The sequence below is a fragment of the Rhodoferax sp. ZS1R25 genome (assembly GCF_056521335.1).
On the sequence record NZ_JBWMAZ010000002.1, the window covers coordinates 590,905 to 615,234 of the forward strand.

The 24,330-nt window shown below is 60.2% G+C and carries 26 protein-coding genes; 3 read left to right on the top strand and 23 right to left on the bottom strand.

The annotated features are described in order from the left end of the window. Positions 1–123: 123 nt before the first annotated feature. Entirely contained in the window at positions 124–945 is an 822-nt protein-coding gene (gene ppsR, locus AC097R_RS13600; RefSeq protein WP_479598679.1) for a posphoenolpyruvate synthetase regulatory kinase/phosphorylase PpsR, read from the top strand. A 67-nt stretch (positions 946–1,012) separates the two neighbouring features. Here the strand turns inward: ppsR and AC097R_RS13605 are convergent, their stop codons facing one another. Continuing rightward, positions 1,013–1,696 carry an ABC transporter ATP-binding protein gene (locus AC097R_RS13605; protein ID WP_310339544.1) on the bottom strand — a complete coding sequence of 228 codons (684 nt, stop codon included), beginning with the start codon at positions 1,694–1,696 and terminating at the stop codon, positions 1,013–1,015. Here AC097R_RS13605 and AC097R_RS13610 point away from each other — a divergent pair. Together AC097R_RS13610 and mnmH are read left to right on the top strand one after the other, a co-directional pair. Continuing rightward, entirely contained in the window at positions 1,695–2,351 is a 657-nt protein-coding gene (locus AC097R_RS13610) for an arylesterase (RefSeq protein ID WP_479598680.1), read from the top strand. The genes AC097R_RS13605 and AC097R_RS13610 overlap by 2 nt on opposite strands. A 9-nt stretch (positions 2,352–2,360) precedes the next feature. Next, complete coding sequence (gene mnmH / locus AC097R_RS13615; protein WP_479598681.1) at positions 2,361–3,416, top strand: tRNA 2-selenouridine(34) synthase MnmH; 1,056 nt, start codon at positions 2,361–2,363, stop codon at positions 3,414–3,416. Positions 3,417–3,446: 30 nt separating this feature from the next. Here the strand turns inward: mnmH and AC097R_RS13620 are convergent, their stop codons facing one another. From AC097R_RS13620 to scpB, 22 genes are all read right to left on the bottom strand, one after another. After that, positions 3,447–3,629: a hypothetical protein gene (locus tag AC097R_RS13620; RefSeq protein ID WP_479598682.1), complete on the bottom strand. Its 183-nt coding sequence runs from the start codon at positions 3,627–3,629 to the stop codon at positions 3,447–3,449. 83 nt (positions 3,630–3,712) lie between these two features. Then, the gene (locus tag AC097R_RS13625; protein WP_479598683.1) at positions 3,713–4,546 is read right to left on the bottom strand and encodes a DUF2189 domain-containing protein; all 834 of its coding nucleotides are present in this window, start codon (positions 4,544–4,546) and stop codon (positions 3,713–3,715) included. 70 nt (positions 4,547–4,616) lie between these two features. Next, the gene (locus AC097R_RS13630) at positions 4,617–5,822 is read right to left on the bottom strand and encodes a PLP-dependent transferase (RefSeq protein ID WP_479598684.1); all 1,206 of its coding nucleotides are present in this window, start codon (positions 5,820–5,822) and stop codon (positions 4,617–4,619) included. A gap of 10 nt (positions 5,823–5,832) precedes the next feature. Beyond that, the gene (locus AC097R_RS13635) at positions 5,833–6,357 is read right to left on the bottom strand and encodes a phosphoribosyltransferase (protein WP_310339551.1); all 525 of its coding nucleotides are present in this window, start codon (positions 6,355–6,357) and stop codon (positions 5,833–5,835) included. Between the two features lie 77 nt (positions 6,358–6,434). Continuing rightward, positions 6,435–7,811, bottom strand: a complete 1,377-nt coding sequence (locus AC097R_RS13640; RefSeq protein WP_479598685.1) for an adenylosuccinate synthase — start codon at positions 7,809–7,811, stop codon at positions 6,435–6,437. Between the two features lie 11 nt (positions 7,812–7,822). Then, on the bottom strand, positions 7,823–8,971 hold the full coding sequence (locus AC097R_RS13645) for an ATP phosphoribosyltransferase regulatory subunit (protein WP_479598686.1): 1,149 nt from the start codon (positions 8,969–8,971) through the stop codon (positions 7,823–7,825). Positions 8,972–9,025: 54 nt separating this feature from the next. Further along, entirely contained in the window at positions 9,026–9,217 is a 192-nt protein-coding gene (locus tag AC097R_RS13650; RefSeq protein ID WP_479598687.1) for a DUF2065 domain-containing protein, read from the bottom strand. A gap of 3 nt (positions 9,218–9,220) precedes the next feature. Next, the gene (gene hflC / locus AC097R_RS13655) at positions 9,221–10,123 is read right to left on the bottom strand and encodes a protease modulator HflC (RefSeq protein ID WP_479598688.1); all 903 of its coding nucleotides are present in this window, start codon (positions 10,121–10,123) and stop codon (positions 9,221–9,223) included. Positions 10,124–10,132: 9 nt separating this feature from the next. Then, positions 10,133–11,509, bottom strand: a complete 1,377-nt coding sequence (hflK, locus tag AC097R_RS13660) for an FtsH protease activity modulator HflK (protein ID WP_479598689.1) — start codon at positions 11,507–11,509, stop codon at positions 10,133–10,135. A 39-nt stretch (positions 11,510–11,548) separates the two neighbouring features. Then, positions 11,549–12,721, bottom strand: coding sequence for a GTPase HflX (gene hflX / locus AC097R_RS13665; RefSeq protein ID WP_479598690.1), 1,173 nt, complete (start codon positions 12,719–12,721; stop codon positions 11,549–11,551). A gap of 48 nt (positions 12,722–12,769) precedes the next feature. Continuing rightward, entirely contained in the window at positions 12,770–13,018 is a 249-nt protein-coding gene (gene hfq / locus AC097R_RS13670) for an RNA chaperone Hfq (protein WP_409034242.1), read from the bottom strand. A gap of 117 nt (positions 13,019–13,135) precedes the next feature. Beyond that, entirely contained in the window at positions 13,136–14,473 is a 1,338-nt protein-coding gene (der, locus tag AC097R_RS13675) for a ribosome biogenesis GTPase Der (protein WP_479598691.1), read from the bottom strand. Positions 14,474–14,492: 19 nt separating this feature from the next. Then, a complete protein-coding gene (gene bamB / locus AC097R_RS13680; RefSeq protein ID WP_479598692.1) occupies positions 14,493–15,623 on the bottom strand; it encodes an outer membrane protein assembly factor BamB in 1,131 nt (376 codons plus the stop codon). After that, the gene (locus AC097R_RS13685) at positions 15,623–16,276 is read right to left on the bottom strand and encodes a YfgM family protein (RefSeq protein ID WP_479598693.1); all 654 of its coding nucleotides are present in this window, start codon (positions 16,274–16,276) and stop codon (positions 15,623–15,625) included. Before AC097R_RS13685 ends, bamB begins: the two co-directional genes overlap by 1 nt. Before the next feature lie 12 nt (positions 16,277–16,288). Continuing rightward, entirely contained in the window at positions 16,289–17,614 is a 1,326-nt protein-coding gene (gene hisS / locus AC097R_RS13690; protein WP_479598694.1) for a histidine--tRNA ligase, read from the bottom strand. Between the two features lie 11 nt (positions 17,615–17,625). Next, entirely contained in the window at positions 17,626–18,894 is a 1,269-nt protein-coding gene (gene ispG, locus AC097R_RS13695; RefSeq protein WP_479598695.1) for a flavodoxin-dependent (E)-4-hydroxy-3-methylbut-2-enyl-diphosphate synthase, read from the bottom strand. Beyond that, positions 18,894–19,811 carry a helix-turn-helix domain-containing protein gene (locus AC097R_RS13700; protein WP_479598696.1) on the bottom strand — a complete coding sequence of 306 codons (918 nt, stop codon included), beginning with the start codon at positions 19,809–19,811 and terminating at the stop codon, positions 18,894–18,896. The genes ispG and AC097R_RS13700 overlap by 1 nt, the downstream gene beginning before the upstream one ends. Positions 19,812–19,818: 7 nt before the next feature. Further along, positions 19,819–20,646 carry a type IV pilus biogenesis/stability protein PilW gene (gene pilW / locus AC097R_RS13705; RefSeq protein WP_479598697.1) on the bottom strand — a complete coding sequence of 276 codons (828 nt, stop codon included), beginning with the start codon at positions 20,644–20,646 and terminating at the stop codon, positions 19,819–19,821. Beyond that, a complete protein-coding gene (gene rlmN / locus AC097R_RS13710; RefSeq protein WP_479598698.1) occupies positions 20,639–21,799 on the bottom strand; it encodes a dual-specificity RNA methyltransferase RlmN in 1,161 nt (386 codons plus the stop codon). The genes pilW and rlmN overlap by 8 nt, the downstream gene beginning before the upstream one ends. An 8-nt stretch (positions 21,800–21,807) precedes the next feature. Then, positions 21,808–22,233 carry a nucleoside-diphosphate kinase gene (gene ndk / locus AC097R_RS13715; protein ID WP_479598699.1) on the bottom strand — a complete coding sequence of 142 codons (426 nt, stop codon included), beginning with the start codon at positions 22,231–22,233 and terminating at the stop codon, positions 21,808–21,810. Between the two features lie 74 nt (positions 22,234–22,307). Continuing rightward, positions 22,308–23,597, bottom strand: coding sequence for a pseudouridine synthase (locus tag AC097R_RS13720; RefSeq protein WP_479598700.1), 1,290 nt, complete (start codon positions 23,595–23,597; stop codon positions 22,308–22,310). 13 nt (positions 23,598–23,610) lie between these two features. Beyond that, positions 23,611–24,264: an SMC-Scp complex subunit ScpB gene (scpB, locus tag AC097R_RS13725; protein WP_479598701.1), complete on the bottom strand. Its 654-nt coding sequence runs from the start codon at positions 24,262–24,264 to the stop codon at positions 23,611–23,613. Positions 24,265–24,330: the final 66 nt, after the last annotated feature.

Genomic DNA, 24,330 nt, shown 5'->3' on the forward strand with positions numbered 1-24,330 from the left:
CTGGATTACGAACCGGTTACCAAATGCGCTAAATTGTGGTGATTGTAGGTGGCGAGGGCGGTAGGTGAGACTACTGAAAATCCAGGCGCGCTTGCAAATCACTGACACCCTGGACCACCCACCATGCACCAACGCACCGTATTTTTCATTTCTGACGGCACCGGCATCACCGCCGAGACCTTTGGCAACGCCATCCTGGCGCAGTTCGAGTTGAAGGCTCGCCATGTACGCCTGCCCTTTGTGGACACGGTCGACAAGGCCTACCAGGCGGTGCGCCAGATCAACCACACCGGGGTGGTGGATGGCAACAAACCCATTGTGTTCACCACGCTGGTGAACATGGAGGTGCTCAAAGTGATCCAGGAGGGCTGCCAGGGCATGCTGCTGGACATGTTTGGCATGTTCGTGAACCCGCTGGAAAACGAGTTGCAGATCAAGTCCCACCACCGCATTGGCCGCTTCAGCGACGCCAGCAAGAGCAAGGAGTACCAGGACCGCATCGAGGCGATCAACTTCTCGCTAGCGCACGACGACGGCCAGAGCAACCGCGACCTGGAACAAAGCGATGTGATTCTGGTGGGCGTGAGCCGCAGCGGCAAAACCCCCACCTCGCTCTACCTGGCCATGCAGTACGGCCTGAAGGCCTCCAACTACCCGCTGATCCCGGAAGACTTTGAGCGCCGCCAACTGCCGCCTGCGCTGGTCCCGCACAAAGCCAAAATTTTTGGCCTGACGATTCAGCCCGAGCGCCTGAGCGAGATCCGCAATGAGCGGCGCCCCAATTCGAAATACGCCTCCATCGAGAATTGCCGCATGGAAGTGAGCGAGGCTGAGACCATGATGCGGCGCGCCGGCATCCGCTGGCTGTCTACCACCACCAAGTCCATCGAAGAGATCTCCACCACCATCCTGCAAGAGATCCACCCTGAGCGGCTGATGTACTAGTTCGCTATGGTTTTAGTAGCTGTTGGCGCAATGTTGACGGGGGCTAGCGGCCTATTTTTCTTAAAACTCAGGCGGGCAGCTCGGCCAGCACCTTGCCCGCCTCAATCGTGATGCGGCGGTCACAGCGCGCGGCAATGGCACGGTCGTGGGTCACCAGCACCAGGGTCGTGCCCTGCTCCCGGTTCAGGTCAAACATCAGCTCCATGATCTTTTCGCCCGTGGCGAAGTCCAGGCTGCCCGTGGGCTCATCCGCTAGCAGCACGGCAGGCTTGACCACAAAGGCACGGGCCAGCGCCACGCGCTGCTGTTCACCCCCACTCAGCACCTTGGGATAGGAGTTCAGGCGCTGGGCCAGGCCCACGCGTGCCAGCATCTCGGTGGCAGCGCTGCGGGCATCCTTGCGGCCATCCAGTTCCAGCGGCAGCATCACGTTTTCCAGCGCGGTCAGGTTGCCCAGCAGCTGAAAGCTCTGGAACACAAAGCCCACCTGGCGCGCGCGCAGCGCAGCGCGCGCATCTTCGTCGATGGCGAACAGATCGTGGCCCGCCAGCCGCACCGTGCCGCGTGTGGGCGTGTCCAGCCCGGCGATGATGGACAGCAATGTGCTCTTGCCCGACCCGGATGCTCCGACGATGGCCGCGGTCTCGCGGGCTTTGAGTGCAAAATCAATATCGCGCAGGATCTCCAGCGTGCCGGTGGAATCGGTCACCGCCTTGAAAACATGCTCTACCGAAATGATGGGATCTGACATGGGACTCTCTGTAGTTCGACGACACTGTAGCGCGCTGCTTATTTTGGCTGGATTCGCAGGGACTTGTGCCCTGCCCGCCCAGGCCGCCGCACCCAAGCCTGCCACCATTGTGGTGGTGGGTGATTCGCTGAGCGCCGAATACGGCCTCAAGCGCGGCACCGGCTGGGTGGCGCTGATGGAGCAGCGCCTGGCCCAGGACAAGGTCAATGCCAAGGTGGTCAACGCCAGCATCAGCGGTGACACCACGTCGGGCGGCCGCTCGCGCCTGGCGGCGCTGCTGGCGCAGCACCACCCCAGCGTTGTGGTGATCGAGCTGGGCGGCAACGATGCCCTGCGTGGCCTGCCCCTGGGCATGACGCAGGACAACCTGCAGGCCATGACGCAAACTGCCCAGGCGGCTGGTGCCAAGGTGCTGTTGGCGGGCATGCAGGTGCCGCCCAACTACGGCCAGGACTACACCAAGCGCTTCAGCGACACCTTTGCCACCGTGGCCAAGGCCAACAAGGCCGCGCTGGTGCCGTTTCTGCTCAAGGGCGTGGCCGATGCGCCGAACGCGGCCCAGCTGTTCCAGGCCGACCGCATCCACCCCAAAGAAGAAGCCCACCCCACCATCCTCAACACCATGTGGCCCGCGGTACGCGCGCTGCTGCGCTAAGCAAGTCCCATGAGCCTCAAGTTAATGGCGGCCGCCCAGGCCTTGGCCCAGTTGGACCAGTTTGATGCCGTGATCGACGCGCGCAGCGAGGGCGAGTACGCGCTGGACCACCTGCCGGGGGCGCAGAACTGGCCCACGCTGCACGACGACGAGCGCATCACCATCGGCACCCTGTACAAGCAAGTCAGCCCGTTTGAGGCCCGCAAGCTGGGAGGGATAGCCGCCGCCCGGAATATCGCCAGCAACATCGAGGCCCACGCGCTGGACAAGCCCAAGCACTGGGCCCCACTGGCCTACTGCTGGCGCGGCGGCCAGCGCAGCGGCTCACTCAGCCTGGTGCTGGACCAGATTGGCTTCAAGGTCACGCTGGTCGAAGGCGGCTACAAGGCCTTTCGCGCTGCCATGCTGGAGGACATTGCGCTGCAAGCGCAGCGGCTGCAGTTGGAGGTGGTGTGCGGCACCACGGGCTGCGGCAAAACCCGACTGCTGCACGCGCTGGCAGCTGAGGGCGCCCAGGTACTGGACCTGGAGGGCCTGGCCAACCACCGCAGCTCTCTGTTGGGGGCCGTTCCCGGCCTGCCCCAACCCACGCAAAAGCGCTTTGACACACTGGTGTGGAACGCGCTGCGCCGTTTTGACGCCACGCGCCCTGTGTATGTGGAGAGCGAGAGCAAAAAGATCGGCAACCTGACCCTGCCCACGGCACTGGTTGAGCGCATGCACGCCAGCCCGTGCCTGCAACTGAGCCTGCCCACCGAAGAGCGCATAGAGCTGCTGCTAGAGGATTACAGCCACCTGGTGCACGACACCACCTACTTTTGCCAGCGGCTGGACGTGATGGCCGAATTTCGCGGCAAGGTGGTGGTGCAGGGCTGGAAAGACCAGGTGATGGCCGGTAACTTTCGCCCCGTGGTGCAAGACCTGCTGGCCCAACACTACGACCCGAGCTACCTCAAGTCCATGCAGAACCACTTTCGCCAATACGGCAACGCGCGCAGCATCACCGCCCCCAACCGTTCGGTGGAGGCGATGCGCCAGCTGGCGCAGGCGCTCTTGGCGCCCTAGCGATTTGCGAATGGGGGGATGGGAGGCGGCTCAGGCAGCGTCGCCAGCGGCAGTACCTTCGGCAGGCGTGCCGGGCTCAGCGTCAGTCTCGTCATTCTCAGGCGCGTCACCTGTGAGCTTGCGCTCGGCCTTGCTCTTGAGCTTTTCTTCTTTTTTCTTGCGCTTGGCCAGTTCTTTCTGACGCTTTTCGTAACCGTAATTGGGTGTTGCCAAGTTGTGCTTTCAGTATATGGGGGGCACTTTACCACCTTGGTGCCCCGTCGCCAGCCTGCATCTGGCGTTTACCGCGTGATTTGTCAGGCCATAGCGGCCTCCTCCGCGGGCTCTGCCTGGGCAGGCCATTGCACCGCCCCCCGATAAGCGTGCCAGCTGGCGTGCCCCAACCAGGGCCCCACCACCAGCAAACCCAGGCTCCAGGGCACCAGCATGGCCAGCACTACCAGAGTCGTCAGGATGGCGCCCCAAAGCAGCATGACCGCCAGGTTGTGAAACACCACCTCCAGGCTGGTGATGGCCGCCGAGATGGCATCGGTGTCGCGGTCCAGGATCATGGGGATGGACACCACGGCGGTGGCAAACACCAGCATGGCAAAGCCCCCACCGACCACGGCGTAGGCGACCACAAACTCCCAGTTGTCCGGGTTGAAAATGGCCTGCACAACCCCCGTGGTCGAGGGCATGCCGGTGTTGAAGAACACCGCAAACACCACCAGCGACGCCCTGCCCCAGAGCAATTCGAGCACCACCAACACCAGCACCAGCAGCCCCATACTGCCCAAGTGGCGGTCCCAGCAGGTGACCGAAGCACCGAGCTCGGGCACCAAACCCAACTCGCGGCGGCGGCTAACCTCGTACAGGCCCATCGCCAGAAATGGCCCCAGCAGCAGGCAGCCCGATGCAATCGACAGGGTGTATTCGGGTTTGGACTGGAAGACCGCAGTCAGCACCAGCGCCATCAGGCAAAACGCCACACCATAAAACGCAGCAATACCGGGGTGGGCGACCAGGTCAGCAGCACCCTTGCGCAGCCACACCAACGGCTGCAACCCGTTCAAACGGACGATGGTTTTGCGCGGTGCCGTCGATGGCGGTGGGATATACGGTTCAGGTTCAGGCGAGGAAGGTTGCATAGGTACCCCCAGCCTACCCAGACCGCGGGCCTTTGCCTACTCAGGAAAACGCGCGGTTGGCGCGCAAACTTCAACGCAGGACTTGCAAGGCCTGGGCGATGTCCGCCTGCAAATCCGCAACATCTTCCAGCCCAACCGAGAAGCGCACCAAGGTGCCGGGCAACAAATGCGCGGGCCAGCCCGAACGCATGGTCTCTAGTTCGTAGGGCACCACCAGGCTGATGGGGCCGCCCCAGCTGTAGCCCAGGCGGAACAGCTTGAGCGCGTCACAGAAAGCATCGGTCTGCGCCTGGCTGAAGCGCTTGTCCAGAATCACGCTGAACAGGCCGGCAGCTCGCCCTTCTTCATCGCTGCACAGGGCTTTCCAATGCGCATGGCCCGGTGATTCTTCGAGCGCAGGGTGCAGCACCTGCACAAACTCGGCTTGGGTCTGCGCCCAGGCCGCCAGCTCGCGCGCGGCCACATCATGGGCGCGGTAGCGCAGTGCCATGCTGGGCAAGGAGCGCAGCACCAGTTCCACATCGTTCATGCCCACACCGATACCAAAGCGCATGTGGGTGAGCTTGAGCTTGAGGTGCAAGCCCGCGTCAACTGTGGTGACACTGCCCATGAGCACGTCGCCACCGCCGCTGGGGTACTTGGTCAGCGCGTGGGCCGAGATGTCGACCCCCACCGCAGGGCTGGCACCGGGCACCAGGTCAAACGGCGCAAACGCCAGGCCTGCGCCCCAAGTGTTGTCCAGCGCGGTCAGCACCTTGCGGCGCTGGCAGATGCGCACCATCTCCACCAGATCAGGGAACTCCAGCGAGACCGAGCCCGCGGCCTCTAGCCAAACCAGTTTGGTGCGGCTGGAGATTTGCGCCTCCAGGTCCTCGGGGTCCATGGGGTTGTAGTACTGGTGGGTGATGCCCCAGCCCATCAACTCGCCTTCGACCAGGGACTTGTTGGGACCGTAGGCGTTGTCGGGCACCAGCACCTCGTCACCGCTTTTGAGCAGAGACAGGGCCACCAGACCCAGGGCGGCCAAGCCACTGGGCACCAGCAGACACTGCCGGCCACCTTCGATGGTGGCCAGGCGCTCTTCCAGCGCGTAGCTGGTGGGCGTGCCGTGCAGGCCGTAGGTGTACGCGGTCTTGTCTTTCCACTCGCGGCTGCGCATGGCAGCCACGGTGGGAAAGAAGACGGTGGACGCCTTGAAGACGCCGGGTTGCGGTGCCTCAAAGCCTTCTGGAGGAACGTAGGGGTGGTGAATGAGGCCGGTGGTGGGATGCGCCATCAGACCAACCTCACACCGACCATTTTTGGATCAATTGTTGGGGGCGCAGGGAGTCGTAGCCCTCGAAGGGCTGGTGAATCCAAGGATTGGTGGGCAAGAATTCGACGGAGTAGTCGGGCGTGAAGGTGCTCAGGGCCTTGGTCCAGATCACGGCGCTGCGCAGCTCGCTGATGGGCTTGTAGTTGTTCTTGAGCTGGTGGATCACCGCGTTCAGCGTGTGGCCCGAATCAGCCAAGTCGTCCACCAGGAGCACGCGGCCGGCGATCTCACCCTTGGGCGTGGTGATGAAGCGCGCAATGTCCAGGTTGCCCTGCTGCGTACCGGCTTCGGCACGGTAAGAGCTGGTGGACATGATGGCCAAGGGCTTGTCAAACACACGCGACAGGATGTCGCCGGGGCGCATGCCGCCACGGGCCAGGCACAGGATGGTGTCGAACTCCCAACCCGACTGAAAAATCTTGATCGCCAGTTTTTCAATCAGGTTGTGGTACTCGTCGTAGCTCACATACAGGTGCTTGCCGTCTTCTGTCAACATCAGAATGCTCCTAAATTAGTAGCTGCTTGCGCAATATTCACGGGGGCTAGAGGGCTATTTGACTTCAAACCGGGCGATCACTCGGCCAAGTAGGGGTGGCGCATCATGATGGTGTGGTCACGGTCAGGGCTGGTGGACACCATGTGAATGGGCACGCCCGTCACTTGTTCAATGCGCTGCAGGTACAGGCGCGCGGCCACGGGCAGCTTGTCGTACTGCGTCACACCCACGGTGCTGTCGCTCCAGCCCTCCATGGTTTCGTAAATCGGCTTGCAGCGCGAGATGTCATCGGCCCCCATAGGCAGGATGTCTACCACTTCACCGTCCAGTTCGTAGCCGGTGCACAGCAGCAATTCTTTCAACCCATCCAGCACGTCCAGCTTGGTGATGCACAGGCCGGACAAGCCGTTCACCTGGGCGGAGCGCTTGAGCAGTGCGGCATCAAACCAACCGCAGCGGCGTGAACGACCGGTGGTCACGCCCTTTTCGGCACCCACGGTGCTCATGTGGTAACCGGGCGTACCCTCCACTTCCCAGTCCAGCTCGGTAGGGAACGGACCACCACCCACGCGAGTGCAATAGGCTTTGGTGATGCCCAGGATGTAGTGCAGCATCCCCGGGCCTACGCCGGCACCTGCGGCAGCGTTACCCGCCACGCAGTTGCTCGAGGTAACGTAGGGGTAGGTTCCGTGGTCCACGTCCAGCAGCGTGCCCTGGGCGCCTTCAAACAGCAGGTTGGCACCGTGGAGGTTGGCTTCGTTCAGCTCGCGCGACACATCGGCCATCATGGGCTTGAGCAGCTCAGCGTGGCGCATAGCTTCGGCGTACACGGGCTCAAACAGCACTTTGCCATCGGCCATATAGGGCGTCAGCGTGGGGCCGAAGTCAAACGCGGCGGAGCCCAGGTAGCTGGTCAGCACGTGGTTGTGCAGGTCCAGCAGCTCGCGCAGCTTGGTGGCAAAACGTTCCGGGTATTTCAGGTCCTGCACGCGCAGGGCGCGGCGGGCAATCTTGTCTTCATAGGCAGGGCCAATGCCACGGCCGGTGGTGCCGATCTTGGCGTTGCCGCCCTTCTCGCGTGCAGCTTCGCGGGCTACGTCCAGTGCCGCGTGGAACGGCAGGATCAGTGGGCAGGCTTCGCTGATGCGCAGGCGCGAGCGCAGCTCCACACCCACTTTTTCCAAGCCTTCAATTTCCTCAAACAGCTTGGCGGCAGACAGCACTACGCCGTTGCCGATGTAGCACTTGACGCCGGGACGCATGATGCCGCTGGGGATCAGGTGCAAGGCGGTTTTAACGCCGTTGATGACCAAGGTGTGGCCCGCATTGTGGCCACCCTGGAAGCGCACCACGCCTTGCGCGCTTTCGGTGAGCCAATCGACCAGCTTGCCCTTGCCCTCGTCGCCCCACTGGGTGCCCACGACCACTACATTTCGACCTTTGGTTGTATTCATTTCACTCTGCTTTAAATTGCTGTTACGACCCACTGACCGGCGGCTTGCACCAATTCGCGGTCGCACTGAAACTCATCGACTTCACTCTCATGCCCTGGCAGCACACACACCACCGTCTCGCCCTGCTGGCGAAGCTGGGCAATGGCGGTGCGCAACGCGGCAGCTTCGCCCCAAGGCGCGCGGATGGCCGCACGCAAGGGGCGCACGGCAGCGGCGCCAACCAACACTTTCACGTCCAGGCTGAACCCCACGGCCGGGCGCTTGCGGCCAAACACCGAACCCACCTCGTCATAGCGGCCACCGCGCGCCAGCGCATCACTGGCACCGGCGGCATAGACAGAGAAGCGCACACCGGTGTAATAGGCGTAGCCACGCAGGTCCGCCAGGTCAAACGACACGCGCACGCCTTCCAGGTGGCTCGCCAGCCATTTCAAATGGTCCAGCGCTTCGTGGATCGCGGGCAAAGGGGGCAAGACCTTGCGGGCATGCTCCAGCACCTGTTCGCCACCATAGAGATCAACCAGCGCCAACAGGCCTTGGGCAATCGCTTCGGGGCAACTCTTCACCAGCAAAGCCAATTCGCTGCTGTCTTTGGCGGCCAAGGCGGCGTGCACCAGCACCTGCTGCGCGGCGTCCAGGCCCGAGGGGGCCAACAGGGCTGCCACGATGCGCGCATCGGCCATATCCACCGTGAGGGCACCCACTTGGGCGGTCTTCAGGGCGTCCAGGGCCAGCGTGAGAATTTCGAGATCGGCTTCCAGGCCAGAGTGGCCATAGATTTCGGCACCGAACTGCAGGGGTTCACGCGTGGCGTGCGGCACTGCGGGGCGGGTGTGCAACACCGGGCCGCAGTAGCACAGGCGGGTCACCCCCTGGCGGTTCAGCAAATGGGCGTCAATGCGGGCTGCCTGCGGCGTGCTATCAGCCCGCAAGCCCATGGTGCGGCCCGAGAGTTGGTCCACCAGCTTGAACGTTTGCAGGTCCAGCGCCTCACCCGTGCCAGACAACAAGGACTCCAGGTGTTCCAGCATAGGGGGCATGACCAGCTCGTAGCCATAGCAGCGCGCCATGTCCAGCAGGTCTCGACGTATTTCTTCGATGTGGCGCGCTTCAGACGGCAGCACATCGGCAATGTGATCCGGCAGGACCCAAGCAGACATGGAATTAGTGGGGGCTGTTAAAACAGCGATTTTACCGGGCTTGAGGCCCGGTTTTCAGGGCGTGAGCCACCAAATCGTGATCAAACCCGCCAAGATGCTGAGCAAACCGAAGAATCGGATCTGCCCATCCTGCAGCTGCAGCAGCTGCGCAAACATGCGGCGCCACCCGGTGGGTGAGATAAAAGGGAACAAGCCTTCAATCACCAACACCAGGGCCAGCGCCAGCCAGAACGCGTCAGCGCTCAAGGCCTACTTCTTGGCTGCGGCCATTGCGCCGCCGCCATTGCGGAATACCTTGAAGAATTCGGAAGAGCTGGGGTCCAGCACCATCACATCACTCTTGTTGGCAAAGCTGGTCTTGTAGGCTTCCAGGCTGCGGTAGAACTGCGCGAACTGCGGGTCTTTGCCAAAGGCCTCGGCATAAATGCGCGCAGCCTCGGCATCGCCCTCGCCCTTGATCTTCTGGGCTTCGCGGTAGGCATTGGCAATCGCGATCTCGCGCTGGCGGTCCGCATCGGCGCGGATTTTTTCACCCTCGGCGGCTCCGGTGGAACGGAGCTCGTTGGCTACGCGCTTGCGCTCGGCCTCCATGCGGCGGTAGACCGACTCGGTGATGGCCTCCACATAGTCCACACGGGTGATGCGCACATCCACCACGTCCACGCCCCAAGGCTTGGCACCACGCACCTTGTCGAGCACCTCAGCTTTCACGTCAGCCATCAGCGCTTCACGCTTCAGCGACAGCAGTTCTTTCACCGTGCGCTTGTTGATTTCTTCCTGGAAAGCATTGCGCACCACACGGTTGAGCTGGCTGGCTCCGGCGCTTTCGTTCAAGCCTACATTGCGGATGTACTCGGTAGGCTCGCTGATGCGCCAACGCACATACCAGTCAATCACCACGCGCTGCTTTTCTGCAGTCAGCATGGGCTCAGCATCGGTGCTGTCCAGCGTCAGCAGGCGCTTGTCGATGTACGAGACATTTTGGAACGGTGGCGGCAGCTTGAAGTTCAGGCCTGGCTCCGTGATGACTTCCTTGATTTGGCCCAAGGCATAGACCACGCCAAACTGGCGCTGGTCCACCACAAACAGCGTGGAGCTGGCCAGCGCCAACACTACCAGCAACGAAGAAAAGATAAGTCCGATCCGGTTCATGGTCAGTTCCTAGCGCGAATCGCGGTCACGGGTGCGCGAAGCATCCCGGCTGCGTGCATCGTTGTTCAAAATGGTCACCGCTGGGGCAGTGGCAGGAGCGGTCGTGGTTGCGGCTGTGCCGGCATCCGCCGCAGGCGCTTGGGTCCCATTCATCTGCAGAACCTTGTCCAACGGCAAATACAGCATGTTGCCACCCTGGCGAGACTCCACCAGCACCTTGGTCACATTGCCATAGATCTGCTGCATAGTGTCCAAATACATGCGGTCACGCGTTACCTGTGGCGCCTTTTGGTATTCGGTGTACACCGAGCGGAAGCGCTGTGCGTCACCCTGGGCCTGGGCCACCACACGGGCCTTGTAGGCATCGGCTTCTTCCTTCAGGCGCGATGCGGAACCCACGGCACGGGGCACCACGTCGTTGGCGTAGGCTTGGGCTTCGTTCTTGGAACGCTCGCGTTCCTGACCCGCCTTCAGAACATCGTCAAACGAGGCTTGTACCTGCTCGGGCGGACGCACACCACCCTGTTGCAAGTTGATACCAACCACTTCCACACCCACCTTGTAGCGATCCAGAATGGTCTGCATCAGGGCGCGCACACGCGGTGCAATCTGGTCACGCTCCTCGGAGAGGGCCGCATCCATCTTCATCTTGCCCAGCACTTCACGCACCGCGGTTTCTGCGGCCTGCACGACAGCCTCATCGGGCTTCTTGCTTTCAAACAAAAAGGCACGGGCGTCGCTCAGGCGGTATTGCACGGCGAACTTGATGTCCAGAATGTTTTCATCTTCGGTCAGCATCGCGGACTCTTTGAGGCCGGTGGCCTTCAAGACCACGTCACGGCCCACATCCACCGAGCGGATTTGGCTGACAAACACCAGCTCATGCTTTTCAATCGGGTACGGCAAGCGCCAATTGAAGCCCGCGTTGACGGTGGACTTGTACTTGCCAAACTGGGTGATCACGGCCTGTTGGCCTTCTTGCACAATGAAAAAGCCGGTACCCAGCCAGATCAGCAACAACACGCCAACAATCAAGCCAATGCCAATGCCGGCACTCTTCATGTCAGGCTGAAATCCGCCGCCATTGCCGCCGTTGCCAGTGCCTTGGGGCTTAGCGCCACCACCGAACAGGCCACCAAGCTTGCGGTTGAAGTCGCGCCACAGTTCGTCCAAATCTGGGGGGCCCGATTGGGCAGCACCACGGTGACCCGATTGCGGCCCCGTGCTGGGCTTGCTGGCTTCAGGGGGAGATACCGGTGGCTCCCCGCCCTCGCCCTCTGGCTGCTTGTCCTCACCTCGGCCCCAACGCGAATCGTTGAGGTTGAACATTTGGCGCATCCACTGCGGGCGACGAAGCCCCTGGAGGGAAAGCGTAGGAATTTTCATGATTTTGTCTCGCATACAACTGCTGACGATTGTGCCTAACTAATCACCGTCCCCAGACGGATCAGGGGAATACGCGGGCGAAAGGTCTGCCTCCACGGGCAGTGCGGCCATTTGCGCCAAGCGCTGGCGCAACAAAGGCATGCCCTTGTTGTCCCGCGCGCTGACAAACACCCGCGGGGTTTGCACGCCGTTGACCTCGTAATCATCTTCCAACCGCAAGGGTTGGTGCTCCGCATCCAGTGCATCGATCTTGTTGAAGACCAGCAACTGTGGAATGTGGTCTGCACCAATCTCCGCAAGCACGGCCTGCACCTGGGCAATTTGCTCCGGGAAGTTGGGGTTGGATGCGTCCACCACATGTAGCAACAGATCGGCGTCAATCGCTTCTTGCAGCGTGGCCTGGAAAGCATCGACCAACCCGTGCGGCAAATCACGGATAAAACCCACGGTATCCGACAGCGACACCGAACGCTGGGCATCGCCCAGGTAGAGCTGCCGCGTGGTGGTATCCAAGGTAGCAAACAACTGATCGGCCGCATAGGCGCGCGCCTTGACCAGCGCGTTGAACAACGTCGATTTACCCGCATTGGTATAGCCAATGAGTGAGATGTTGAAGGCATCGCGCCGTTCGCGCTGCCTGCGCTGGGTTTGGCGCTGGCGCTTGACCTTGGTCAGGCGCTCTTTGGTGCGCTTGATGGTTTCGCTGATCATGCGGCGATCCAGCTCGATCTGCTTCTCACCTGGGCCACCACGCACCCCCGCACCACCGGTTTGGCGCTCCAAGTGTGACCAGCGACGGACCAGACGCGTGCTGAGGTACTGCAGGCGCGCCAGCTCGACCTGCAACTTGCCCTCGTGGCTGCGCGCGCGCTGGGCAAAGATTTCCAGAATGAGAAAAGTACGGTCGTTGACCGGCAGTTCAATGTGGCGCTCCAGATTGCGCTGCTGGCCAGGACTGAGCGACTGGTCAAACAGGATTTCCGTGGCCCCCAATTGCTGGGCGAGCATTTTGATTTCGTCGGCTTTCCCAGAACCGACAAACAAGGCGGCATCCGGCGCCCGGCGCTTGCAGGTGATGCGCGCCACAGGGCTCAGCCCGGCGGTTTGCGCCAACAGCCCGAGCTCTTCGAGCTCACCGTCGAAATTGGGAACACCCAAATCCACCCCGACCAAGATGGTAGGAGTGATGGGAAAATCAGTGCGATTGGTCAAAAGGGAGATCTGGCCGATCAAACAGCTGCGGGCACAGTGCCCGCAGGATTAGGCTGCGCCAGCGTCGTCTGCGGTGGCCGCAGCGAGGTTCACTGCGCGGCCTGGAACGATGGTGGAGATGGCGTGCTTGTAGACCATTTGTGTCACCGTGTTGCGGAGCAACACGACGTACTGGTCGAACGATTCAATTTGTCCCTGAAGTTTGATGCCGTTGACCAAGTAAATGGAAACCGGCACGTGTTCCCGACGCAAGGCGTTGAGGAACGGGTCTTGTAGGAGCTGACCTTTGTTGTTCACGATATTCTCCGTGTTCAAAAAATGAAGAGGACTCGACCATACCACAGCATTGGACATGCGCTGAGCGCAACCGTGGTAACCCGGGGGTCAAAGGGCTACTTGGGCGTCAAATGGGCGCTAGTCTTTGTCCGCGTAGGGGTTTTCCGAGGATTTCATCTGGATTTTGAGGGGGGTACCCACCAAATCAAACTCCTTGCGGAAGCGGCCTTCCAGAAAGCGCTTGTAGGTCTCGGTCACATGTTCGAGCGAATTGCCATGCACCACAATGATGGGCGGGTTCATTCCACCTTGGTGGGCATAGCGCAATTTCGGGCGGTAGACCCCAGTTTTCTTGGGCGTCTGGAACTGTACGGCCTCCAGCAACAAACGGGTCAACACTGGGGTTGGCATTTTGCAATTGGCCGAGCGATGCGCCTGTGCAATGGAGTCCCACACTGGGCCCAGACCTTGGCGCTTGTGGGCAGAAATCATGTGCAAGGCGGCGAACTTCAGAAAGCCCAGGCGGGTTTCGATAGAGCGTTTGACCAACTCGCGCTGGTATTCGTCGACTGCATCCCATTTGTTGATCGCCACCACCACGGCCCGGCCCGACTCCAGGATATAGCCCGCAATGTGCGCATCCTGGTCCGTCACGCCTTCGATCGCGTCAATCAATAGCAACACCACGCTGGCGGATTCAATCGCCTGCAGGGTCTTGACGACAGAGAACTTTTCAATAGCCTCAAAGACCTTGCCTTTGCGACGCAAACCAGCCGTATCAATCAACTCAAAGCGCTGACCGTTGCGCTCAAAAGGTACCGAAATCGCATCCCGTGTGGTCCCGGGCATGTCAAATGCTACCAAGCGCTCCTCACCTAGCCACGTGTTGATCAGGGTCGACTTGCCCACATTGGGGCGCCCTGCCACTGCCAGCTTGATAACCGCAGGATCCACTTCCTCGACAGCGTCCTCAGGCAGGTCCCATTTCAGAAGTGCCAAAGCCATGTCGACTAGGGAACGAATGCCTTGCCCGTGGGCCGCGGAGACCGGAAACACTTCGCCAAGACCTAGCTCAAAGAATTCGGACAGCTGCGAGCCATCCTTCATGCCTTCGGCCTTGTTAGCGACCACCAGGCAGGGCTTGCCCAACTTGCGCAGGTACTTGCCGATGTCATAGTCTTGGGCAGATACCCCGCCTCTGGCGTCCACCACAAACACCACCACGTCCGCTTCAGCGACTGCCTGGCGGGTTTGCTTGGCCATTTCCTTGTAAATGCCAGAACTGGCATCCGGCTCGAACCCGCCGGTGTCAATAACGATGTATTCGTGCTTGCCCTGCTTGCCATTGCCGTAGTGGCGGTCGCGTGTCAGCCCCGCGAAATCGGCCACAATGGCATCTCGGGTTTTGGTTAGCCGATTGAACAACGTGGATTTGCCGACGTTCGGACGACCGACCAGCGCGATGACAGGTTTCATGAAGAGTGCACTTTTCTAATTATTCAGGGCGGTACGCAAAAACGCCGCCTTTTTGCGTTACTGCAATCAATGTTTTTCCAACCAGCGTGGGCGAGGCCATGATGGCCGAACCATCGGTGCTCAAGCGGTTCAAGGCGGCAGCATCCTGGCGTGCCAGGAAATGCAGCAAGCCAAAACTGTCCCCCACCACAATGCTTTGACCCAGCAGCACAGGCGCAGTCAGACCGCGCCAGCGCAGGCTGTCCGAGGACCACAGGCGCTCGCCATCGGCACGCCGCCAAGCCACCACTTTTCCATCGTTCTCGGAGCCGACCAGCACACTGTCGTCGCCACCCAAGCCTGTGCTGCCAACCGCCGGTTTGGTCCACGCCACTTTGCCCGTCGCAGCATCCACACACCCCACCACGGACTGAAAAGCCCGAACACACACGCTGCTGCCCACACGGCTCACACCGGCAGAGAGATCCACCAGTCGCTCAACCTCGTTGGTTCCTCGGCTTACCGCCACAGGAGCCTCCCAGCGCACGCTACCCGATTGAGGGTTCATACCCACCAGGCGGCCACCAATGCCAACCACCAAGGTATCGCCTACGGGCATCAACACCCCCGCTTGGCCCAGCACCAAGGCATCGGAACCGCGCTGTTGCTGCCACAGCTTGCGACCCGTAGCGGCGTCAAAAGCGGTAATGGTGCGATCGGCAGAGAGGGAAAACACACGCTCGCCAGCCACCAAGGGCGTGGTCAATGCCGCCGCCCCCAAGCGTTGGCGCCAAATGACCTGCCCGGCCTCCAGAGTGATCAACTCACCCTGGTCTGTCACGACGGCCGCATAGTGGCCGTCGCTGCCGACGCCCGTCACCACTGAAGCGGCCAATTCCGCTTGCCACACGGGTGCACCGGTTTCACCATTCAGTGCCACCACATGGCCACTGGAGGATGCAAGAAACAGCGTGTTGCCAACCACCCGAAGCTCTGTCGGGGCATTGATAGCGCCAACACTGGCAGCCCAAGCAGGCTTGACGCCCAGCAACGCGGCATTGGGCCCTAACTCAGCAGGCACCGGCTTGGCAGGGCCAGCGCAACCGGACAGCACTATAGATAGTGCGCCCAATAGAACGGAGATCCAGCGGGTCAGGAGAGGCCGCGACATCAGGTTGCGTCACCCGCGGTGGCGCCCAAGGCATTCAGCTTCACCAGCACCATGCGGCGGTATTCAGACTGGGCATCAAACCCGAGGTAGGCCTTTTGGTACAAGGCGATTGCCTCTGTATTCTTACCCTGGGCTGCCAAAACATCACCCTTGCGATCGGCCACCAAAGACGCAAACTCGGCAGGGAATGCGCCATCCAACAGTTTGAGCGCCTCGTCATAAGCTTTGGTTTCCAGGCGCATTCCAGCCAAGCGCAACTTGGCAATGGCGGCGTACCCCTCGTCGGTCTTGCTCTCAGCCACCCATCCCAGCACGTTCTGCGCAACTTCGGGCTTGCTCGACAGATACGCCATCTTGGCAACCAGCAAACCTGCCTGCGGTGTATAGACGGCAGAGCCAAAGCGCTGCTTCATGTCATCAAAAGCTCGCTCAGCCTGGGCTATATCGCCACTGCGCACGACCTTCTCCACCTCATCAAACATCGCGGCCGCTTGGGTCGCCTGCTTTTGCTGCCAGTACTGGTAACCGTTCCATGCGGCCAAAGCACCCAACACCAGTACCAAAATACCGGTGATGAGGTTGCCATACTGTTTCCAGAAATGTTTGAGCTGGTCTAGCTGCTCTTGTTCTTCAAGGTCTAAGTGGTTTGCCATATCAATCTTCAATTAAGCGGGGGATTGTAGGCTCTTGGCCCATTGTTCAATTTGGTCAAGCGGCTGAGTGGCTTGTGTTTGGGTTGCATCCCGCAGGGGCTTGATGGTCACCTGGCCTTGGCGCATTTCATCGGCACCGAACACCAAAGCGAAGCGGGCGCCAGAGGTATCCGCACGCTTGAACTGCGATTTGAAACTGGCCATGCCCTCGGGGCCAGATGTGTGCATCTGCACCGACACCCCCAGTGACCGTAACGTCTGCAGATGGCGCATGACCTGCGGGAGGTCGGTGACTTCGGACACGATGGCATACGCGTCTGGCACGGGTGTCGATACGGAGGTGCCTTGCTCTTTCAATAGCTCCAGCACGCGCTCAATGCCCAAGGCCCAGCCCACGGCCGGTGCGGCCTTCCCGCCAATCTGGACGATCAGATCGTCATAGCGGCCGCCGGCACACACCGTGCCCTGGGAGCCCAAGCGGTCAGTGACAAATTCGAAGACCGTCAAGTTGTAGTAGTCGAGGCCCCGCACCAAGCGCGGGTTGATGGTGTAAGTGACACCGTTTGCATCGAGGATGGCCTTTAAACCCTCAAAATGCGCAAGCGACTCAGCGCCGAGAAAATCCAGCAGGCGCGGCGCCGCCATGACCATCTCCTGCATGACAGGGTTTTTGGTGTCAAGGATGCGCAACGGGTTGCTGTGCAGCCGGCGCCTAGCATCTTCATCTAGCAGCTCGGCATGCCTCTCAAAATACGCGATGAGTTGGGCACGGTGTTGTGCCCGCTCTGCTGGCTGGCCCAAACTATTGAGTTCCAGCCGCACGTCGGTCAGACCGATCGCCTTCCATAGCGAAGTGGCCAACAAGATCACCTCGGCATCAGTGTCCGGACCGGCAAAGCCCAGCGCCTCGACACCTACTTGGTGGAACTGGCGATAACGCCCGCGTTGCGGCTTTTCGCGTCGGAACATCGGGCCCATGTAAAACAGGCGCTTGCCACCGTCGTAAAGCAAGTTGCTCTCGATCACGGCACGCACCACAGCCGCCGTTCCTTCGGGGCGCATGCTCAGGTGCTCGGCCTGTCCATGCTTGTCGGAACGGTCTTCAAAGGAATACATCTCCTTCTCGACAATGTCAGTGACCTCGCCAATGCCGCGCACAAAAAGCGCAGTTTGCTCAAGGATAGGGGTGCGGATGTTACGGTACGCATAGCGAGACATGAGTTCACGCACCGTGGCTTCTAACGATTCCCAGCGCGCTGAATCCGGTGGCAGGATGTCATTCATGCCTTTCACACCAACGAGTTTCTCCACCTTGCGTGGAACGATCTTGTCAACCATAAGTTTTTGAATCAGGAATTGGGTTCTACGGACGCAAAACGCCGCTGAATGTAATCTTCAACCACCGCCTGGAATTCGGTGGCAATCGCGTCGCCGCGCAAGGTCATGCGTTTTTCGCCATCAATGTAGACAGGCGCAGACGGCGCTTCACCCGTACCGGGCAGGCTGATCCCAATGTCCGCATGCTTGCTCTCCCCAGGACCATTGACAATGCAGCCCATGACGGCCACCTTCAAGTGTTCGACACCCGGGTAGGCGGAGCGCCAGACTGGCATTTTCTCCCGCAGAAAATCATCAATCTGTTTGGTCAGCTCTTGAAAGGTCGTACTGGTGGTGCGGCCACATCCCGGGCAGGCGGTCACACTGGGAACGAACGTGCGCAACCCCAAAGCCTGGATGATTTCCGAGGCGATGACAACCTCCTGGGTCCGAGCTTCGCCAGGCGCAGGCGTCAGAGAAACGCGAATGGTATCGCCGATACCTTCCTGCAGCAGCACGGAGAGCGCCGCTGCAGAGGCCACGGTGCCTTTTGTCCCCATACCTGCTTCGGTCAATCCCAAATGCAAAGCGTAGCGCGAGCGGCGCCCCAACTCACGGTAGACCGCGATCAGGTCTTGCACACCACTAACCTTGCACGAAAGCATGATCTGCTCAGGCCGCATACCCAGCTCCTGCGCGCGCTGCGCAGACTCCAGTGCTGACGTGATCAAGGCCTCGTACATCACCTGTTTGGCATCCCACGGTATTACACGGGCCGCATTCTCATCCATCAAGGACGCCAGCAACTCCTGGTCAAGACTGCCCCAGTTGACACCAATACGAATCGGTTTGTCCCAGCGGACGGCGGCTTCTATCATTTGGGAAAATTGCTTGTCCCGCTTGTCGCCCTTGCCCACATTGCCAGGATTGATACGGTACTTGGACAGCGCTTGGGCGCACTCCGGAAAATCCGTGAGCAGGCGATGTCCGTTGAAGTGGAAGTCCCCAATCAGAGGGACATCAATACCCATGCGATCCAATTGTTCGCGAATGTAGGGCACGGCTTGCGCGGCTTCTGGCGTGTTGACCGTGATCCGAACCAGCTCGGAACCCGCGTTGGCCAATTCTTTGACCTGGATGGCTGTACTAATGGCATCCACGGTGTCGGTGTTGGTCATGGACTGCACGCGCACCGGCGCACCACCACCCACCGTAACAACACGGCTTCCCCACGTCACTGCGGACTGCAAGGAACGTCGCTGACCAGGCACAGCCAGCGCAATCGGAGAATTCGCTTCCACTACTTCACCTCAAATCGAGCAACGTTGTCACGGGCAATGGCGGTCGCATTGAAGGCCTTGCCGCGCACTTCTACATCGGTCAGATCGGCACGTCCTACCACCACCGTCAAGGGGCTCACGCCGGTGGCCTTGACCACCTCCCCTTGGGTCAGCATTCTGCGCACCTGCACACTACCCTTGGCGTCGGTAACCTCTACCCAGGAAGGTCCCCGCACCCGGAATACCACCATGTCTGACGGGGAAGCTGCCGGCGCCTCCGCCACCGGGGCAGGTGGAACAACTGCCGGCGCCACAATGGCTGTCGTTTGAACTGACATCTGCGGTGGATTGGCTTGCACCACGTCTGTAGCGACAGGCACAGCCGGCACATTCACTGCAACTGCAGGAGTTGTGACATCAGAAGGTGCAATAGCCTCAGCTTGGGGATTTTTAACCGGCTCGGCACCAACAGCATCAGACGCTGCAACCGTTACCTTTTCCATCTGAAACTCAGGAACCATCACGACCACCACAGCGGCCACCAGCAAGGCCACGACCACCAGTGCGGCGGGACGCTTCAGAAAAGACGGCAGCGACATGGCGCTGGTGTCTCCAGAGGCTCGAAATGGCGCGTTGATCCCGCGCTCCCCCGTATCCAGACGAGGAATACCGTTCTGCGGCAATTTAGCCAACACGGGAGCAGCGTCTATCTTCAGACTGCGACACACACTGGAGGCCAAGGCCCGAACAAAAACAGCATCTGGCAGCAGATCCAAGCGGTCTGACTCCAGCGCCTCCAGCTTCTTCACAGGGACCTTCATGGACACGGCCAAGGCCGCCACATGCAAGCCCGCAGACTCTCTCGCAGCGCGCAGCATTGCGCCCGCGGTCAAGACAGGAGAAACAATCGGCGATGGCACATCTGCAACATCCGCCATAGGTGTATCACTCATCGAATGCTCCGCGCTCCAGCAAGGTTGTCTCTTTGGACTGAGGGAAACGTTTTTTCAACTGCCCTGACAACTGCGACACAGCCTCACGATTGTCCAAGCGACGTTCGATCTTGATGCCCAGCCACAGGGACTCGGCATTGGCGTAATCACCATTGTTAATACGACGAACATAAAACTGCGCGCGCACATACTCCGCACGCTGGAACAGCAGCAATGCCAGGTTGTAGCCTGTGACAGGACTGGCAGCATCCAGCTCATACGACCGGATCAAGCTGCTCTCTGCCTCGCTGCGTTGCCCGGCTTTAGCCTGGCACACACCGAGCGCCATCCAAGATTTCGCGCGGTCGGTATAGGTCGGATCCGCAATCGCATTGCCAAACTGCTTGTATGACTCCGCCATACGGCCCTGCTGGCACAGCAACCAGCCGTAGTTGTGTTGCACTGTGCCCGCCTGGGGGTTGATCTGCAGCGCGCGCTTGAAGCTCTCTTCGGCCAACCCCATGTCATTGAGACGCAGGTAAATCAGACCGCGCAGGTTGTGTGCCTCAAAAAGGCTAGGATCGGCGGCAATAGACTGCTTCAGTTCATCCAAAGCAATGTTGGTCTGCCCATTGTTGTAATACCCAGCCGCCAGCTCCAGGCGAATACGCGCACGCTTACGGGCTGCAGACTCGTCCGAGTCCGTCATGAGGTCGGCATTACCCGCGGGACCTGCGGAGTTGGAGGCACAGCCCACCACTCCCGAGACCACATGCAAAGCTAGCGCAGACCAAAGCAATCCGCGCACCCACTTCCCAACCAGACCAGCAAGCTTAGGCATCCAAATCCTTTTTCGATTCGACGGAGGCAATCTCCAAAACAGGATGCAGCATAACGGTTCGTTGCTTGAAAATTCGCTTGGCGACATCCGTTCTGTCTTTGACATCACCCGCCAGCTGCCCGCAGGCGGCATCGATGTCGTCCCCACGGGTCTTGCGCACCGTGGTCACAATGCCTGCGTCGCTGAGAATTTTGGAAAAGGCCTGAACGCGCGCGTTAGGCGAGCGGGTCAACCCGGAAGCCGGAAAAGGATTGAAAGGAATCAAATTGAACTTGCACGGCAAGGTCTGAGGCTTGCCAGGCTGCACCAACGCCACCAATTCACGTGCATGTTCAGGCGTGTCGTTCACGCCATCCAGCATGCAGTACTCAAACGTAATGAAATCGCGCGGCGCGAAGGCCAAATAGCGCCGGCAAGCGTCCAGCAACTCTGCAATCGGGTACTTCTTGTTCAATGGAACCAGGCTATCGCGCAGCGCATCATTGGGCGCATGCAGAGACACGGCGAGTGCCACCGGGCACTCCTCGCCCAACCGATCCATCATGGGAACGACACCAGAGGTGGACACCGTTACACGGCGCCTGGACAACCCATAGGCATGGTCACTCAGCATGGTGCGCAAGGCGGGCACTAGGGCTGAGAAGTTCTGCAGGGGCTCACCCATACCCATCATGACCACATTGGAAATGACCCGTTGGGTGACGCCCAAATGTTTGCGCAAAAAATGCTCGGCGAACCATAGCTGCGCAACGATCTCAGCAGTTGTGAGATTGCGACTGAAACCTTGATGGCCCGTAGAACAGAATCGGCACCCCACAGCGCAACCGGCCTGCGATGAAATGCACAAGGTGCCTCGGTCGTCCTCGGGAATGAAAACTGCTTCAACGGCATCACCCTGCCCTACGTCAAACAACCATTTGATCGTGCCGTCTGCGGACATGTGCTGCGTGATCACGGGCAAGGCCCGCATTTCGGCGCAGGTCTTGAGCTTTTCCCTGAGTGACTTGGCCAAGTCACTCATGCTGTCGAAGTCAGCCGCCCCTCTTTGGTGAATCCAACGGAACAGCTGGGTGGCCCGGAAACGTTTTTCCCCGAGCCGCTCACAAAAGGCGGCCAAGCCCTCGAGATCAAATTCGAGCAGATTGGCCGTCATTGCATAACTTAGCGAGAGTAAACGTTCATGCCGGGGAAGAAAAACGACACTTCAACAGCGGCGGTTTCTGCGGCGTCGGAACCGTGCACAGCATTGGCGTCAATGCTGTCTGCAAAGTCGGCACGGATGGTTCCAGGAGCGGCCTTCTTGGGGTCGGTAGCGCCCATCAGGTCACGGTTCTTCAGGATGGCGTTTTCGCCTTCCAGTGCCTGAATCATCACGGGGCCGGAGATCATGAAGTCCACCAAGTCCTTGAAGAAAGGACGTGCCTTGTGCACGGCGTAGAAAGCCTCTGCCTCGCCGCGCGACAGATGCGCCATGCGAGCAGCCACAACCTTCAGGCCAGCCGCTTCGAAGCGGGCGTAGATTTGACCAATCACATTCTTCGCAACTGCGTCGGGCTTGATGATGGAGAGAGTACGTTCGATTGCCATATAAGTTCCTAAAGTTTCTTGCTGTTACAACATTTGCCCGAACAGAGCAAAGCCTGCGATTTTACCATTGGTGATTAGCGATTTCGTCCACCCCGACGCTGATTGCCGCCGCCCTTGGGGCGACCGGCCTCTTGGCGTTGCCGGGAGAAGCTGTCGGCACCGATGTACCCAAACGCAGTCTTCATGGGATCTGGTTGGGACGAGGCGGCTTGGCGGTCGGCAGGTTTGTCCTGACGCATACCACCACGGCCGGCATTTTTACCTGCGGCAGGGTTGCCAGGCTTCGGAAAGGCGGGGCCGCGGCCAGGGGTATTGCGTCCACGCTGTTTTGGGGGACGCGCACCGCCATTGGCATTGGCATTGCCGCCACGATGTGATGGTTCCCGGGCATCGCCGTCTTCACGCTGGGCACGTCCACCACCGGCAGCTTGCACCAGAGAGCGGATATCTGCATCGTCCAACTCCATCCAGGCACCACGCTTGAGCCCACGGGGCAGCACCATGGCGCCGTAGCGGATGCGGATCAAACGGCTGACCGCGTGCCCCACCGCTTCCAGCATACGGCGCACTTCCCGGTTCCGGCCTTCAGAAATCGTCACGCGGTACCAGCAATTCGACCCTTCGCCGCCGCCATCCTCAATGGAGCCAAACTGGGCCAAACCATCATCCAGCTGCACGCCATTCAGCAGGGCCTGCTTTTCTTCCTTGTTCAAGGCGCCGAGCACACGCACCGCATACTCGCGCTCCAGACCAAACCGGGGGTGCATCAAGTTATTGGCCAACTCGCCGGAACTGGTGAACAGCAGCAAACCTTCTGTATTCAAGTCCAGACGCCCTACCGATTGCCACTTGCCCTGGTGCAGTTTGGGTAAACGGCGGAACACCGTAGGACGGTTTTGGGGGTCGTCATGGGTCACAACCTCACCCACCGGCTTGTGGTACGCGATCACGCGAGCGGGGGGCGGGTCAATGCGAAAGCGAATGGGTTTGCCATTGACCTTGATGTTGTCACCAAACTGAATGCGCTGGCCAATGTGGGCTGGCTCGTTGTTGACCGAGATGCGCCCTTCCAGAATCAGTTGCTCCATTTCCAGGCGAGAACCCATACCCGACTGGGCCAGTACCTTGTGCAGCTTGGGGGTCTCGGCCAAAGGCGCCAGCACACGCTTGGGCACTGTCAGGTCTTCGATCGCTTCATCCGCATCGAATTGGCCAGAAATCACGTCGTCAAAGCGGTTCGCTGGGCCGGATGGTGGTGCGTCGCCCGTGGGCGCGGCAGAAGTGGCCTGCACGGCCGCCTTGTTAGCAGACGCGGGCACTGCGCCGTCCGATTCCAGCTTCGGTTCGTTTGTTTCGTCGTTCATTCTGCTAACCCAATCATGTTTGTTCCAAGCCCAAGGTGTCCAAAGGCATATTCATCTGCGCGCCCGGCGCATCAGGATCTGTCGCCTCCGCTTGCACCACCACCGGCTGCTCTTCCAGTGCTGCCGCCAGCACCTCCAATGTGTCACCCGGACTACTGGGGCTTTCCAATAAGGGGAGCTGGTCCAGCGATTGCAGCCCCAAGTCATCCAAAAACTGTTTCGTGGTCGCGAACAACGCGGGCCGACCTGCGGCCTCGCGATGCCCAATCACCTCCACCCAGCCACGGTCTTCCAGTTGTTTGATCAACAAAGAGCTGATCGTGACGCCTCGGATGTCTTCCATGTCGCCCCGGGTCACCGGTTGGCGGTAGGCAATGATGGCCAAGGTTTCTAACGTCGCCCGCGTGTAGCGCGGCGGCTTTTCAGGATGCAGCCGGTCAAGATACTCGCGCATCTCGGGCCGGCTCTGGAAGCGCCACCCCGTGGCCACGCTCACCAACTCCACACCGCGCTCAGCCCAATCGTTCTTCAGATCTTCCAAAAGCTGCTTGATCGAATCCACACCAATGGCATCCGCAAACAACTCTCGCATGCTTTTGAGCGGCAAAGGTTGTTGAGCGCACACCAAGGCGGTTTCCAGAACCCGCTTTGCATCGACCATGTTCATAGTCAGGGTATTTCGAATATGTCACCAACACAAGTGAGCGGCTGCTGTGGGGCCGTCAAGGGCAAC

Bases quoted from the DNA above. Each gene is read 5' to 3' on its own strand.
- ppsR (WP_479598679.1), top strand. From the start codon at position 124: ATGCACCAACGCACCGTATTTTTCATTTCTGACGGCACCGGCATCACC.
- AC097R_RS13610 (WP_479598680.1), top strand. From the start codon at position 1,695: ATGGGACTCTCTGTAGTTCGACGACACTGTAGCGCGCTGCTTATTTTG.
- AC097R_RS13605 (WP_310339544.1), bottom strand. From the start codon at position 1,696: ATGTCAGATCCCATCATTTCGGTAGAGCATGTTTTCAAGGCGGTGACC.
- mnmH (WP_479598681.1), top strand. From the start codon at position 2,361: ATGAGCCTCAAGTTAATGGCGGCCGCCCAGGCCTTGGCCCAGTTGGAC.
- AC097R_RS13625 (WP_479598683.1), bottom strand. From the start codon at position 4,546: ATGCAACCTTCCTCGCCTGAACCTGAACCGTATATCCCACCGCCATCG.
- AC097R_RS13630 (WP_479598684.1), bottom strand. From the start codon at position 5,822: ATGGCGCATCCCACCACCGGCCTCATTCACCACCCCTACGTTCCTCCA.
- AC097R_RS13635 (WP_310339551.1), bottom strand. From the start codon at position 6,357: ATGTTGACAGAAGACGGCAAGCACCTGTATGTGAGCTACGACGAGTAC.
- AC097R_RS13640 (WP_479598685.1), bottom strand. From the start codon at position 7,811: ATGAATACAACCAAAGGTCGAAATGTAGTGGTCGTGGGCACCCAGTGG.
- AC097R_RS13645 (WP_479598686.1), bottom strand. From the start codon at position 8,971: ATGTCTGCTTGGGTCCTGCCGGATCACATTGCCGATGTGCTGCCGTCT.
- hflC (WP_479598688.1), bottom strand. From the start codon at position 10,123: ATGAACCGGATCGGACTTATCTTTTCTTCGTTGCTGGTAGTGTTGGCG.
- hflK (WP_479598689.1), bottom strand. From the start codon at position 11,509: ATGAAAATTCCTACGCTTTCCCTCCAGGGGCTTCGTCGCCCGCAGTGG.
- der (WP_479598691.1), bottom strand. From the start codon at position 14,473: ATGAAACCTGTCATCGCGCTGGTCGGTCGTCCGAACGTCGGCAAATCC.
- bamB (WP_479598692.1), bottom strand. From the start codon at position 15,623: ATGTCGCGGCCTCTCCTGACCCGCTGGATCTCCGTTCTATTGGGCGCA.
- AC097R_RS13685 (WP_479598693.1), bottom strand. From the start codon at position 16,276: ATGGCAAACCACTTAGACCTTGAAGAACAAGAGCAGCTAGACCAGCTC.
- hisS (WP_479598694.1), bottom strand. From the start codon at position 17,614: ATGGTTGACAAGATCGTTCCACGCAAGGTGGAGAAACTCGTTGGTGTG.
- AC097R_RS13700 (WP_479598696.1), bottom strand. From the start codon at position 19,811: ATGGCGGATGTTGCAGATGTGCCATCGCCGATTGTTTCTCCTGTCTTG.
- pilW (WP_479598697.1), bottom strand. From the start codon at position 20,646: ATGCCTAAGCTTGCTGGTCTGGTTGGGAAGTGGGTGCGCGGATTGCTT.
- rlmN (WP_479598698.1), bottom strand. From the start codon at position 21,799: ATGACGGCCAATCTGCTCGAATTTGATCTCGAGGGCTTGGCCGCCTTT.
- ndk (WP_479598699.1), bottom strand. From the start codon at position 22,233: ATGGCAATCGAACGTACTCTCTCCATCATCAAGCCCGACGCAGTTGCG.
- AC097R_RS13720 (WP_479598700.1), bottom strand. From the start codon at position 23,597: ATGAACGACGAAACAAACGAACCGAAGCTGGAATCGGACGGCGCAGTG.
- scpB (WP_479598701.1), bottom strand. From the start codon at position 24,264: ATGAACATGGTCGATGCAAAGCGGGTTCTGGAAACCGCCTTGGTGTGC.